Annotated in this window: 10 protein-coding genes; 7 read left to right on the plus strand and 3 right to left on the minus strand. The window is 53.6% G+C overall.

The window, feature by feature from the left end; translation table 11 throughout:
- Positions 1-118 precede the first annotated feature (118 nt).
- The 3 genes from lon to PLU01S_RS16095 all read left to right on the plus strand — a co-directional run bounded on the left by lon (position 119) and on the right by PLU01S_RS16095 (position 4,981).
- Complete coding sequence (gene lon / locus PLU01S_RS16085) at positions 119-2,518, plus strand: endopeptidase La (protein WP_019365214.1); 2,400 nt, start codon at positions 119-121, stop codon at positions 2,516-2,518.
- Between the two features lie 133 nt (positions 2,519-2,651).
- On the plus strand, positions 2,652-2,924 hold the full coding sequence (locus PLU01S_RS16090; RefSeq protein ID WP_010794772.1) for an HU family DNA-binding protein: 273 nt from the start codon (positions 2,652-2,654) through the stop codon (positions 2,922-2,924).
- 194 nt (positions 2,925-3,118) lie between these two features.
- Complete coding sequence (locus PLU01S_RS16095; protein WP_074824080.1) at positions 3,119-4,981, plus strand: SurA N-terminal domain-containing protein; 1,863 nt, start codon at positions 3,119-3,121, stop codon at positions 4,979-4,981.
- A 48-nt stretch (positions 4,982-5,029) separates the two neighbouring features.
- Here the strand turns inward: PLU01S_RS16095 and PLU01S_RS16100 are convergent, their stop codons facing one another.
- Together PLU01S_RS16100 and cysK are read right to left on the minus strand one after the other, a co-directional pair.
- Positions 5,030-6,313, minus strand: a complete 1,284-nt coding sequence (locus PLU01S_RS16100; RefSeq protein ID WP_074824083.1) for an NAD(P)/FAD-dependent oxidoreductase — start codon at positions 6,311-6,313, stop codon at positions 5,030-5,032.
- A 126-nt stretch (positions 6,314-6,439) separates the two neighbouring features.
- A complete protein-coding gene (gene cysK, locus PLU01S_RS16105) occupies positions 6,440-7,414 on the minus strand; it encodes a cysteine synthase A (RefSeq protein WP_074824086.1) in 975 nt (324 codons plus the stop codon).
- A gap of 127 nt (positions 7,415-7,541) precedes the next feature.
- On the opposite strand from cysK, the gene PLU01S_RS16110 reads away from it, so the two are divergent.
- The 4 genes from PLU01S_RS16110 to PLU01S_RS16125 are packed head-to-tail and all read left to right on the plus strand — an operon-like array spanning position 7,542 to position 11,109.
- Positions 7,542-8,606, plus strand: a complete 1,065-nt coding sequence (locus PLU01S_RS16110; protein ID WP_074824089.1) for an AsmA family protein — start codon at positions 7,542-7,544, stop codon at positions 8,604-8,606.
- A gap of 60 nt (positions 8,607-8,666) precedes the next feature.
- Positions 8,667-9,515, plus strand: a complete 849-nt coding sequence (locus PLU01S_RS16115; protein WP_074824092.1) for an AAA family ATPase — start codon at positions 8,667-8,669, stop codon at positions 9,513-9,515.
- A 13-nt stretch (positions 9,516-9,528) separates the two neighbouring features.
- Positions 9,529-9,903, plus strand: a complete 375-nt coding sequence (locus PLU01S_RS16120; protein ID WP_074824094.1) for a GFA family protein — start codon at positions 9,529-9,531, stop codon at positions 9,901-9,903.
- A gap of 24 nt (positions 9,904-9,927) precedes the next feature.
- Positions 9,928-11,109 carry a vWA domain-containing protein gene (locus PLU01S_RS16125; RefSeq protein WP_074824099.1) on the plus strand — a complete coding sequence of 394 codons (1,182 nt, stop codon included), beginning with the start codon at positions 9,928-9,930 and terminating at the stop codon, positions 11,107-11,109.
- A gap of 22 nt (positions 11,110-11,131) precedes the next feature.
- Here PLU01S_RS16125 and PLU01S_RS16130 read toward each other — a convergent pair whose 3' ends face one another.
- Positions 11,132-12,736: a 5-guanidino-2-oxopentanoate decarboxylase gene (locus PLU01S_RS16130; protein ID WP_074824101.1), complete on the minus strand. Its 1,605-nt coding sequence runs from the start codon at positions 12,734-12,736 to the stop codon at positions 11,132-11,134.

Raw genomic sequence — 12,736 nt, forward strand, 5'->3', positions numbered from 1 at the left:
GCCCTGCGGGGCCCTTCGCATTAATTAGCCTTGTTTTCTGATCGATCAGGCCGCATGTTAGAAAAACATGCCATACGGTCGTTTCTATGCGGCCAGTCGAATGCCAAGAGCTGAAACCATGAATAAAACGATTGAATTGCCTCTTTTACCACTGCGTGATGTAGTGGTGTATCCGCACATGGTAATTCCGCTCTTTGTTGGGCGTGAAAAATCTGTTGAGGCCCTGGAAGCTGCCATGGCCAGCGACAAGCAGATCCTACTGCTTGCGCAAAAGAATCCTACCGACGATGATCCAGACTCCGATGGCCTGTACCGCATGGGTACCGTTGCCACTGTCTTGCAACTGCTCAAACTTCCTGATGGCACTGTTAAAGTGCTGGTAGAGGGTGAGCAGCGCGGCAACATTGAGCGTTTTGTTGAGGCCAAGGGTTATTCTCGCGCTGAGGTTCAGCTGATCGAGGATACCGAAGCGGCAGACCGCGAGTCGGAAGTCTTTGTTCGTAGCCTGATGAGCCAGTTCGAGCAATATGTCCAGCTGGGCAAGAAAGTGCCAGCAGAGGTGCTGTCTTCACTTAATGGTATCGACGATCCAGGTCGCCTGGTCGATACGATGGCAGCCCATATGGCGCTTAAGCTTGAGCAGAAGCAGGAAATCCTTGAGATCGTAGATCTTGCTGAGCGAGTCGAGCACGTTCTGGCGTTGCTGGACGCAGAAATCGATCTGTTGCAGGTCGAGAAGCGGATCCGTGGTCGCGTCAAGAAGCAGATGGAGCGTAGCCAGCGCGAGTATTATCTGAATGAGCAGATGAAGGCCATTCAGAAAGAGCTGGGCGACATCGACGAAGGCCACAGTGAAATCGATGACCTGAAAAAGCGCATCGACAATGCTGGTCTGACCAAGGAAGCGTTGGCTAAGGCCAATGCAGAGCTGAACAAGCTCAAGCAGATGTCTCCCATGTCTGCCGAGGCCACAGTAGTACGTTCCTACATTGACTGGCTTGTGAATGTCCCATGGAAGGCGGAAAGCAAGGTCCGTTTGGATCTGAGCAAGGCCGAGGACATTCTTGATGAAGATCACTACGGTCTTGAGGAAGTCAAAGATCGGATTCTGGAGTATCTCGCTGTCCAGAAACGAGTCAAGAAAGTACGTGGCCCGGTATTGTGCCTGGTTGGTCCGCCTGGGGTAGGTAAGACGTCTCTGGCTGAGTCCATCGCGCGCTCCACCGGCCGCAAGTTCGTTCGTATGGCCCTGGGTGGTGTGCGTGATGAGGCTGAGATTCGTGGCCATCGTCGTACGTATATCGGCTCCATGCCTGGTCGTTTGATTCAAAAGATGACCAAGGTTGGCGTGCGTAACCCATTGTTCCTGCTCGATGAAATCGACAAGATGGGTAACGACATGCGTGGTGATCCGGCCTCCGCTCTGCTCGAGGTGCTGGATCCAGAACAGAACCACAACTTCAATGATCACTATCTGGAAGTTGATTACGATCTGTCGGATGTTATGTTTCTTTGTACGGCCAACTCCATGAATATTCCGGCACCGTTGCTGGATCGTATGGAAGTGATTCGTCTGCCTGGCTATACGGAAGACGAAAAGGTCAATATCGCTACCAAGTACCTGATACCCAAGCAGGTCAAGGCAAACGGTTTGAAGAAGACCGAAGTGACCTTTGACGAGGCTGCTCTAAGAGACATGGTGCGTTACTACACCCGCGAGGCGGGGGTACGTAGCCTTGAACGTCAGGTTGCCAAGGTTTGCCGCAAGATTGTCAAGGAGCACGCCAAGGAAAAAGCGGCTCAACAGGCTGCTGTCACCAGTGAAAGCCTCGAGCACTACCTGGGTGTACGTAAGTTCCGTTATGGTTTGGCTGAACAGCAGGACCAGATCGGCCAGGTCACAGGGCTAGCCTGGACGCAGGTTGGCGGCGAGCTTCTGACTATTGAAGCGGCTGTTGTGCCGGGGAAAGGGCAGTTGATCAAAACCGGTTCGCTGGGCGATGTAATGGCGGAATCCATTACTGCAGCACTGACGGTTGTGCGTAGCCGTGGTAAGAGCCTTGGTATTCCCAAGGACTTCCATGAGAAGCACGATATCCACATTCACGTACCAGAAGGCGCTACACCCAAAGATGGTCCAAGTGCTGGTATCGGTATGTGCACCGCGCTGGTGTCGGCTGCTACCCGGATCCCAGTGCGTGCTGATGTAGCCATGACAGGTGAGATTACGCTGCGTGGCCAGGTACTGGCCATTGGTGGTTTGAAGGAGAAATTACTGGCGGCACATCGTGGGGGAATCCGTACGGTGGTCATTCCGGAGGAGAATGTACGCGATCTGCGCGACATTCCGGATAATATTAAGGCCGATTTGGTGATTAAGCCTGTCAAATGGATTGACGAGGTCCTTCAGGTTGCGCTGCAATATGCGCCGGAGCCCTTGCCAGATGCGGCTCCTGAAATAGTCACGAATGAAGAAAAGCGCGAGCAGGATTCAAAAGAAAGAATCAGCACGCACTAGCCAGAGCTTCCTTGACACTTTTTTTGAGCCCTTGATATAAAGCGGCTCTTCAAGTGTCAGGCATGCCTCACAGCATCCATTTTTGCCTACACACGTAATATATTCTTATCAGAAATGAACAAGGGGACTTAGAGTGAACAAGTCGGAACTGATCGATGCCGTTGCTGCATCTGCTGATATCCCGAAAGCTGTAGCTGGGCGCGCTTTGGACGCAGTGATCGAATCTATTACTGGTGCCCTGAAGAGCGGTGATCCGGTTGTGCTTGTCGGTTTCGGCACTTTCGCTGTCAAAGAGCGTGCAGCACGCACTGGCCGCAATCCGCAGACTGGCAAGCCGATCGAAATCGAAGCTGCCAAGATCCCTGGTTTCAAGCCCGGCAAAGCGCTCAAGGATGCTGTGAACTGAGTGCTTAAGGGTTTTGGTTTCAATAGACGTCTGTCTGTTGAGTTCTAGCACGTGATACCGTTTGGTTCATTCCGCACGAAGACTCGCCAAAGCCCCGTTTAACAGAAGGCGCATCCTCTGATGCGCCTTTTCTCTATTCGCAATTCACCCATGCTGCCTAGCCTTTGGCCAGATGCAGCCGTTTTGGGGGGCGCATGCTGCAGAACATCAGGGAACATTCACAAGGCTGGATAGCCAAGGTCATCATTGGCGTCATTATCTTGCTGATGGCATTGACCGGATTCGAGGCGATCATTCGCGCCGGTAGCCACCAAGGTGCCGTAGCACTGGTAAATGGTGAGGAAATACGCCAGACCGATCTCAATCAGGCTGTGGAGATGCAACGTCGCTCTCTGGCGCAGCGTCTGGGCCCTAATTTCGATCCTGCTCTTCTGGATGAAAAACGGTTACGCGACGCGGCTCTAAAGGCCCTGATCGAGCGCGAGCTATTGCTTCAGGATGCCAAGTCGAACAAGTTTGCTTTTTCTGAAGCGGCTTTGGACCAGCTCATACTTCAAACACCTGAGTTCCAGGTTGATGGGCAATTCAATGCCCAGCGTTTTGACCAGACCATTGCCCAGATGGGTTACTCACGTCTTCAGTTTCGCGAGATGCTGAAGCAGGAGATGCTCATGGGGCAACTCAGGGCGGGTATTGCAGGTACCGGTTTTGTAACCGATGCCGAATTGAATGCATTCGCAGCTTTGGAACGGCAAACTCGAGACTTCGCAACCCATGTGGTTAAAGCGGATGCTTCGAAAGTTGCAGTCACCAATGATGAATTACAAGGCTACTATGACGATCATCGTAGCGAATTCATGACGCCTGATCAGGTGGTCATTGATTATATCGAGCTAAAGAAAAGCGCTTTTGCCGATAAGGCGCAGGTCAAGCAAGAAGACCTTCAGGCCCTTTATCAGTCGGAAACCGCTAACCTTTCCGAACAGCGTAACGCCGCTCATATCCTGATTGAAGTGAACGACAAGGTGAATGACGAGCAGGCCAAGGCCAAGATTGATGAAATCAAGGCTCGTCTGGACAAGGGCGAGGATTTTGCTGCGCTAGCCAAGAAGTTCTCTCAGGATCCTGGTTCGGCCAACAAGGGCGGTGAGCTCGGTTATGCTGGGCGAGGGGTGTATGACCCTGCCTTTGAAGAAGCCTTGTATGGTTTGAACAAGGAAGACGTTTCTGCTCCCGTACATTCGACATTTGGATGGCATCTGATCAAGCTGCTTGGCGTTCAGGAAGCCAAAGTACCTTCGTTGGAGAGCATGAAGCCGCGTCTTGAGGCTGAGCTCAAGGCTCGCGAGGCTGATCGCCTTTTTGTAGATGCTATCCGCAATCTTGAAAGCGCAGCGTTTGAAGCTTCAGATCTTAGTCAGCCTGCTCAAGAGCAAGGCTTGAAAGTGCAAACCAGCAAGCCATTCGGACGTGAGGGCGGCGAAGAAGGGTTTATTGCCAATCGTCAGGTTGTCCAGGCTGCTTTCAGTCCCGAAGTGCTGGAGGATGGTGCCAATAGCAATGCTATCCAGTTGGACGATGAAACGGCTGTCATCCTGCGCGTTAAGGAGCATCGCAAGCCTGCTCAGCAGAGCTTTCATGATGTCAAAGACAATATCCGCAGCACGCTGACCAAGCAGAAGATAGCTGAGACTGCTCGTCAGCAGGGCGAGACGTTGATTGCTGACCTGAAGGCAAGCAAGGCCAATACGATCAAGGACTGGAAAGTCGTCGAGGCTGCTACACGTAATCAGGAGGGCGTTGACCCGGTAGTACTCCAACAGGTGTTCCGCATGAATAAGCCTGGAGACAATTCCAAGCCGACTTATGCAGGAGTCAATCTGGCTGATGGGACCTACATGGTTATTCGCTTGACGGGTGTCAGCGTTCCGCAGGGCACCTTTACTGACGAAGAAAAGGCTATGTATCGCCGTTTCCTCTCTTCACGCAGTGGCCAAGAGGACTTTGCGGCTTACCGCCGTGCATTGGAGTCCAAGGCAGAAATCAAGAATCTTTGATTTCTGACAGGTAAGTAAAAGAAACCCCGCTTCGGCGGGGTTTCTTGTTTAAACATTAAATTTGTCGCGAATATCGTAGTACCAGGCGCCCAGGGCGGTAAATGGAACGCGGAAAAGACGACCGCCAGGGAAGGGGTAGTGGGGTAGCTGGGCGAATGCATCAAAGCGCTCAGCGTGCCCTGCCAGTGCCTCACCAAGCACGGTACCGATCAGATGGGTAAACGTAACGCCATGTCCGCTGCAACCTTGCGAATAATAGATATTGTCGCCCAGGCGGCCTACCTGAGGGAGGCGGGACAGAGTCAATAGGAAATTACCGGTCCAGGCATAAGCAATCCTGACGTTGGCCAGTTCTGGAAAGGTTTTTGCCATCTTAGGGCGTATGATTTTTTCCACATCGGCAGGATCACGTGCGCCGTATATAACGCCACCGCCATATATGAGTCGACGATCAGCCGAGAGGCGATAATAATCTAGAAGGTAGTTGCAATCCTCGACACAATAGTCTTGAGGAAGTAATCGTTTTGCCGTTTCCTCAGAGAGGGGTTCGGTTGCAATCACTTGCGTTCCACAAGGCATGGATTTGGCTGCCAGCTCTGGAATGAGATTACCCAGATAAGCATTACCGGCTACCACAACATACGTCGCTCTTACACAACCTTGTGGAGTATGTACAACAGGCTTAGGGCCACGCTCGATGCGTACGGCAGGTGTCTGTTCGTAAATAGTCCCGCCCAATGACTCAACGGCGTCTGCTTCTCCTAGAGCGAGATTAAGGGGGTGGATATGACCGCCGCTACGATCCAGCATACCCCCGGCATATCGATGGGTGCCTACGACTTGCTCAATGGCTCTTTTATCCAGCATTTCTAGTTCATGATGCCCATGGCGAGCCCAAAGGGCTTGCTGAGCTTCCAGATGTTGCATCTGTCGGGCGTTGAAAGCCGCGAAAACGCCACCGTTCTTCAGGTCGCACTTAATACCATAACGGTTGACTCGTTCTCTGATGATACGTCCGCCTTCGAAGGCCATTTGACCGATCAGTTGCGCTTCACGGGCAGGCAAGGTTCGCTCGATAACATCAATATCCCGGCTGTAGCTGTTGACGATCTGGCCGCCGTTGCGGCCGGATGCACCAAAACCTACCCTGGCGGCCTCGAGAATTACAACGCTGTAGCCTCGCTCAAGCAGTGCAATGGCAGTGGAAAGACCGGTATAGCCAGCGCCGACAATACAAACGTCAGCAATGCGTTCACCTTCAAGCATGGGGCGCTTGGGAGCAGGATGAGCAGAGGCCGCATAGTAGGAGTTCGGATAGGATGTGTTCGGCATATTCATTCCCTGTGTGAAATTTTTTACGCTCTAACGCGATAGTAGCTCAGCTGCCAGTGCCGTTCTAGCAGCCGAAAGTAGGGCAGGGAGAAACGAAAAGGCCCGCCGGTGGCGGGCCGAATGAGGTTACTGGACGGTTTCCTGTTCGCTGAACAAGCCGTCAAACAGCATGGTGGACAGATAGCGTTCACCGGAGTCAGGTAGGATGACAACAATTGTCTTTCCCTGCATGGCGGGTTCACGGGCAAGGCGTACGGCCGCCGCCATGGCGGCTCCACACGAGATGCCACAGAGGATACCTTCCTCACGCATAAGCCGTTGGGCCATGGTCTTGGACTCATCGTCACTGACGCGTTCCACTCGATCCACCATGGAAAGATCCAGATTTTTCGGTACGAAGCCAGCGCCGATCCCCTGGATCTTGTGAGGGCTGGGTTTGACTTCCTGGCCGGCCATGGTCTGAGTGATAACAGGCGAACTCTCGGGCTCTACCGCTACTGACAGGATAGGCTTGCCCTTGGTGTTTTTAATAAAGCGGGAAATACCGGTCAGTGTGCCGCCGGTACCAACACCCGCCACCAGGACATCCACAGCGCCATCGGTGTCGTTCCAGATTTCGGGGCCAGTGGTTTTTTCATGAATGGCTGGGTTGGCCGGGTTTTCGAATTGCTGGGGCAAGAAGTAGCGAGAAGGATCGCTTTCCGCAATTTCTTTGGCTTTTTCAATCGCGCCCTTCATGCCTTTGGCGGGCTCTGTCAGTACCAGCTCGGCACCTAGTGCCTTGAGAACCTTGCGACGCTCCAGGCTCATCGAGGCGGGCATGGTCAGGATGAGCTTGTATCCACGAGCTGCTGCAACATAAGCGAGACCAATGCCGGTATTGCCGGACGTAGGTTCGATCAGGGTCATGCCGGGCTTGAGCTTGCCGTTGGCCTCGGCATCCCAGATAAGGTTGGCGCCGATTCGGCATTTCACTGAATAGCCCGGGTTACGGCCTTCGATCTTGGCCAGAATGGTTACCCCTTTTGGCCCAAGGCGATTGATGTAAACCAGAGGTGTGTTACCAATGGATTGTGCGTTATCAGCGAAAATTCGGCTCATCTAAAGATCCCTGCATGGGTCAACAAATATGAGTTCAGCCTAAGGCTATGGCGTCAAGGCGTCCAGTCCAAGGAAACTGCCACTGGCATGGTCGGTCCATGAAAGACATGCCAGAGGGAACCGAGTCATGAAACTGCGCTATAAAACGCCTGCACTTGTCATCTTGAGCATAGTTGCCCTGTTGGTTGTCGTGCAGCTCGCCATGCCTTATGTCATACGACATTACCTCAATACCAAGTTAGCGGACATGGGCGATTATCGGGGACATATTGCCGATGTCGATCTGGCGTGGTGGCGGGGCGCCTACCGTATCGATGGACTCAAGATCGAAAAGGTGACAGGCAAGGTGCCCGTACCGTTTCTGGACGCGCCCAGCATCGACATTGCCGTGAGCGGAAGAGCGTTATGGGAAGATCACGCCATTGTCGGGCGGATTATTTTCGAGCGCCCCGAACTTAACTTTGTCGACGGCGGCGATGATCCGCAGTCCTCCCAGACAGGTGAGGGTACGGACTGGCGTGCTCAGCTGGAGAAGATCATCTCGATCACCTTAAATGAGGTGCGTGTAGAGGATGGCAAGCTCAGTTTCCGTAATTTCAATTCGTCACCCCCCGTCAATCTGCAGGCGACCCAGGTAAACGCCAGCCTTTACAACCTGACCAATGCCGCCGATGCGCAAGGCAAGCGGGTGGCACGTTTCGAAGGCAAGGCCACTGTGCTGGATAATGCACCGCTGGAAACCTCGGCAGAATTCGACCCCTTCAGCGACTTTAGTGACTTCCTGTTTCGGCTGAGGGTAACGCAGGTAGACCTGCCCAAAATAAATGACTTTGCCAAGGCGTATGGCAAGTTTGACTTCAAGTCCGGTAGTGGTGATCTGGTCATTGATGCCAGGGCTGATAATGGACAGCTCAGCGGCTACATCAAACCCTTGTTCAAGAATGTCGACGTCTTCGATTGGCGTCAGGATGTAGAGAATAAAGACAAAGGATTTTTCCGCGGGCTGTGGGAAGCCGTGGTAGGAGGAAGTCAAACCCTTTTGAAAAATCAGCGCAAGGATCAGTTCGCGACTCGAGTTGAATTGCAGGGCAGCGTCAAGCAGCAGGATATCAGTCCTCTACAGGCGTTCTTTTCCATCCTGCGGAATGCTTTCATTCAGGCATTCAGCGCTCAGTATGAGGATCGGGGTTAGTGTATCGCCTGTGCTTTATGCCTATTATCACGTCCTGTTGATCAATCCCGAGGGTTGCCCATGAAATTTGAAGGTACGGCGGATTACGTAGCAACCGCTGATCTCCAATTGGCTGTAAACGCAGCCATCACCTTGCAGCGTCCGCTGCTGATAAAAGGGGAGCCTGGTACTGGCAAGACGCTGTTGGCTGAGCAGCTGGCGCAGGCTCTTGGTACACAATTGATCACCTGGCATATCAAGTCCACTACGAAAGCGCATCAAGGGCGGTACGAATACGATGCCGTCAGCCGGCTGCGCGATTCCCAGTTGGGTGTCGACAAGGTTCATGACGTTGCCAACTACATCAAGAAAGGCAAGCTTTGGGAGGCATTCGATGCGCAGGAGCGGGTCGTTCTGTTGATTGACGAGATCGACAAGGCGGACATTGAGTTTCCAAACGATCTGCTGCAAGAGCTGGATCGCATGGAGTTCTATGTATATGAAACAGGCGAAACGGTTCGTGCCCAGCATCGTCCCATCATTATCATTACGTCCAATAACGAGAAGGAGCTACCTGATGCCTTTCTGCGGCGCTGCTTCTTCCATTACATTGCGTTTCCTGACCGCGATACGTTAAAGCGTATTGTGGAGGTGCATTTTCCGAATATCAGGCAGACGCTGGTCAATGAGGCGCTGGAGGTGTTCTTTGATATCCGTCAGGTGCCTGGACTCAAGAAAAAGCCTTCCACGTCAGAGCTGGTCGATTGGTTGAAGCTGTTGATGGCCGATGATGTCGGTGAGTCGGTTCTGCGTGAACGAGACCCTCGCAAGGCTATTCCGCCGCTTGCCGGGGCCTTGGTCAAAAACGAGCAGGATGTTCAGCTGCTTGAGCGCTTGGCTTTCATGACGCGGCGAAACGGCTATCGATAATCAAGGAGGTCCTATGCTCAAGGGTAGCTGTCTGTGCGGTGCGGTGACTTATGAGGTCGATACTTCGCTTGAAAAAGCCACCCACTGCCACTGCTCGATGTGCCGCAAGGCCCATGGTGCGGCCTTTGCTACGTATACGACTGTGTCTAAGAAAAGCTTTCGTTTCACGACCGGTGAAGCAGATGTTGCAGCCTACCGTTCGTCTCCAGAGGTGGTTCGTACGTTCTGCCGGCGGTGCGGGTCGAATCTACAGTTCTTGCGGGATGGCCGGGATACGCTGGGGTTGGCGCTAGGATCATTGGATTCCGCGCTTGGTGCCTTGCCTGTCGATGAGATTTTTACCGAGGCCCAGCCGTCGTGGTATCAAGCGCCGGTGCGTCATGACTGATCGTTCTCCAGCCGGGAATAGCCGATGCTGCTGAGTCTTTTTCATGAGTTGCGTTCTGCTCGAATTCCCGTTTCCCTGCGGGAGTTGCTGGATCTGCATGAAGCGCTACTGACAGGTGTCGTGTTTGCAGACATGGACGCCTTTTACTTTCTGGCACGTACTATCCTGGTCAAGGACGAACGTCATTTTGATCGCTTCGACAGGGCATTTTCAGCGTATTTTGACGGGCTTCAATCACTCGACGAGGCGCTGAAAGTATTGATCCCGGATGAGTGGTTGCGTAAAGCCTTTGAGCGCTCATTAACGCCCGAGGAGCGTGCGCAGATTCAGTCATTGGGTGGTCTGGACAAGCTCATTGAAACCTTCAAGCAGCGTTTGGCTGAGCAAAAAAGTAAGCATGCTGGTGGCAACAAGTGGATTGGTACGGGCGGCACCAGCCCCTTCGGCTCAGGGGGGTATAACCCTGAAGGCATTCGTGTCGGCGAGGCAGGTGAAAGGCAGGGAAAGGCCGTCAAGGTCTGGGAGCAACGTGAGTACCGTAACCTGGACGATCAGGCGGAGCTCGGGCGCCGGAATATCAATGTTGCTCTTCGGCGTCTACGTAAGTTTGCCCGGGAGGGGGCAGCGGAAGAGTTTGATATCGAAGGCACTATCGATCATACCGCCCGCGATGCTGGACTGCTGAATATCCAGATGCGGCCCGAGCGCCACAATGCGGTCAAGCTTTTGCTGTTGCTGGATATCGGCGGGTCGATGGACATGCATGTGCAGGTCTGTGAGGAACTGTTTTCGGCCTGCCGCACTGAATTCAAGCATCTGGAGTATTTCTACTTCCATAACTTCATCTATGAATCAGTCTGGAAGGACAACCAGCGCCGGATGAGCGAGCTGACGTCTACGCTTGATCTATTGCATCGCTACGGCGAGGACTACAAAGTGGTATTTGTTGGCGATGCGTCCATGGCACCCTACGAGGTACTTCAGCCTGGCGGTAGTGTCGAGCACTGGAACGAAGAAGCAGGCTCAGTCTGGATGGAGCGATTCAAGGCCAAATTTCGAAAGATCATCTGGCTTAATCCCTATCCGCAGCGGGCTTGGGAGTACACATCCTCTGTTCAGATCATCCAGGAATTGGTTGAGGGGCATATGTACCCATTGACCCTTGAAGGCTTGGAAGAGGGGATGCGTTACCTCGCACGTGGGTGAGGCTTGCAGGGCAAGCCTTCTATTAGCCTGGAGCGAAAGGAGGGGCCTCGGTAATTTCTATCAGGAAGGGCCTATCGGGTGGCGCATCGAGGAGTAGCTGTTCCAGATGTTGATGATCAGAGGCTTTTGCGGCTGCGCAGCCAAAGCCTTGAGCTAGCGTTATAAAGTCGGGTGTATAAATGTCTACACCCAGCGGTGTAATGGTGCGCTGCTTCATGTATCGCTTGATCTCACCGTATCCCTGGTTATTCCACAAGAGAACGATGATTCCGACACGCGCCTCTACGGCGCTGGCCAGCTCCGGCAGGGTAAATTGGATACCGCCGTCACCGATCAGACAGATAACCGGCCGATCTGGACAGGCCAGCTTGGCTCCAATGGCGGCTGGCAAGGCATAGCCCAAGGTGCCGTAGCCCGTAGAGGCATTGAACCAGCGACGTGGCGAGCACAGCTCGATGATATGGTTACCTGCATAAACCGGCTGTGTTGAATCACCTACATAACAGGCATCGGGACAGGCTCGGCTAAGCGTATCGAACAGTGTACGGAAGTGGCTGAGTGGTGCCAGTGTGTCGGCTAGCTCACGCCGGGCCTTGGTCACACGCTCGCGACCGCTACCGGTTGCTTGAAAAATGCCAGGAGGCAATCTGTTCAGAAGCTCTTGGATAGCCGTCCTTGCATCCGAGACAATACCCAGCCAGGGCTGGTAGTTACGGGTAAGTTGATCAGGGTCTATATCGATTCGGATCAGGTCACCACTCAGTTCGAATCCACCATCGAAAACCACGTCGTAATCCGTCTCGCCCAGTTCTGTCCCGATAGCCAGAATGACATCCGCCTCTTTTGCCAGTTGCCTGACGGCGGGCAATGACTGGTTGCACCCCAATGCCAGTGGATGGTGGTCAGGCAGTACTCCTTTGGCATTAATAGTGGTAGCGGCAGGCGCTGCGAGTCTATCGACAAGAATCCTGGCTTCGCTGGCTGCGGCAATACAGCCGCCTCCCAGTAGTACCAATGGATGTTTGGCGTTTCCGAGTCGCTTGGCGGCCAGGTCGAGCTGCTGCGGGTCAGGTGCCGGGCGGCTGAAGCAGGGTTGGCATACAAGGGACAAGTGATCGGCGGGCGCGGTAATGACGTCGAGGGGAAGTTCAATGTGTACAGGTCGAGGCCTTTGGCTTTCGAATACTGCAAAGGCTTGGGTCAGGACCGCAGGCAGCTGGTCGACATCCAGCAGCGTATGACTGAAGGCTGTCACCCCGGCGGTCATGGCGCGCTGATCGGTCAGCTCATGCAGATAGCCACCGTTCCGCCCCAGGCGAGCCCGCGTAGTTACGCTTGAAATGACCAGCATGGGGATGGAGTCTGCATAGGCTTGAGCCATGGCAGTCAGGATATTGGTTACGCCGGGGCCGGTAATGACAAAGCAGACCCCGGGCTTGCCGCTGGCGCGAGCGTAACCGTCCGCCATGAAGCCTGCACCTTGCTCATGGCGAGGCGTGATATGGCGAATGCTGCTGTCTGGTAAGCCTCGGTAAAGCTCAACGGTATGAACACCGGGAATGCCAAATACCGTATCCACGCCCCAGGCTTCAAGTTGTCGAACCAGAAATTGGCCGCAGGTAACCAT

Source organism: Pseudomonas luteola NBRC 103146, from assembly GCF_002091675.1.
GTDB lineage: Bacteria > Pseudomonadota > Gammaproteobacteria > Pseudomonadales > Pseudomonadaceae > Chryseomonas > Chryseomonas luteola.

What these genes read in the sequence shown, in the direction of transcription:
- lon (WP_019365214.1), top strand. Translation starts at nt 119, where the DNA reads ATGAATAAAACGATTGAATTGCCTCTTTTACCACTGCGTGATGTAGTG.
- PLU01S_RS16095 (WP_074824080.1), top strand. Translation starts at nt 3,119, where the DNA reads ATGCTGCAGAACATCAGGGAACATTCACAAGGCTGGATAGCCAAGGTC.
- PLU01S_RS16100 (WP_074824083.1), bottom strand. Translation starts at nt 6,313, where the DNA reads ATGCCGAACACATCCTATCCGAACTCCTACTATGCGGCCTCTGCTCAT.
- cysK (WP_074824086.1), bottom strand. Translation starts at nt 7,414, where the DNA reads ATGAGCCGAATTTTCGCTGATAACGCACAATCCATTGGTAACACACCT.
- PLU01S_RS16110 (WP_074824089.1), top strand. Translation starts at nt 7,542, where the DNA reads ATGAAACTGCGCTATAAAACGCCTGCACTTGTCATCTTGAGCATAGTT.
- PLU01S_RS16115 (WP_074824092.1), top strand. Translation starts at nt 8,667, where the DNA reads ATGAAATTTGAAGGTACGGCGGATTACGTAGCAACCGCTGATCTCCAA.
- PLU01S_RS16120 (WP_074824094.1), top strand. Translation starts at nt 9,529, where the DNA reads ATGCTCAAGGGTAGCTGTCTGTGCGGTGCGGTGACTTATGAGGTCGAT.
- PLU01S_RS16125 (WP_074824099.1), top strand. Translation starts at nt 9,928, where the DNA reads ATGCTGCTGAGTCTTTTTCATGAGTTGCGTTCTGCTCGAATTCCCGTT.
- PLU01S_RS16130 (WP_074824101.1), bottom strand. Translation starts at nt 12,736, where the DNA reads ATGGTTACCTGCGGCCAATTTCTGGTTCGACAACTTGAAGCCTGGGGC.